We start from the raw sequence: 380 nt of genomic DNA, 5'->3' as shown, positions 1-380 counted from the left end.
GGCGTCCGGGTCCATCTCGAGCGCGGCTGCCAGGCCGCGCGCGGCGCCGTCGAGCTCGGCCTCGCCCACGCGGGTCTTGTCGATCCCGACCCGGTGCACCCGGCGCGGCTCGACGATCATGGCGTCGCCCTGCCCCAGCACCGGGCCGCGCTCGGCCGCGGTGCGTCGCACCGTGAGCCGCTCACCCTCGGTGAGGTCGGGCGCCAGCGGCGGCAGCGCCCAGCGCACGCCCCACGGCGGCGCGGCGTCGTCCTCGTCGCGCACGAGCTGCGCGGTCGCGGCGTACGTCCAGTCCTGGTCGGTCCAGGGCACGTCCCACGCGACGTCGAGGCTCGCGGTCGCGCTCTGCCCGTCGTCGGCGGTCGCGACGTCGCCGACCC

General features: G+C 78.4%; 1 pseudogene. It reads right to left on the bottom strand.

Annotated features, from left to right (window positions below):
• Positions 1–380 (bottom strand): annotated as a pseudogene (locus AEA42_RS22575) (hypothetical protein); the annotation flags it as partial.

It is taken from the genome of Shewanella sp. Sh95 (assembly GCF_001308045.1).
Taxonomy (GTDB): domain Bacteria; phylum Pseudomonadota; class Gammaproteobacteria; order Enterobacterales; family Shewanellaceae; genus Shewanella; species Shewanella xiamenensis.
Note: the sequence above shows the minus strand (reverse complement) of the source record. Positions and strands in the feature narration are given on the sequence as shown.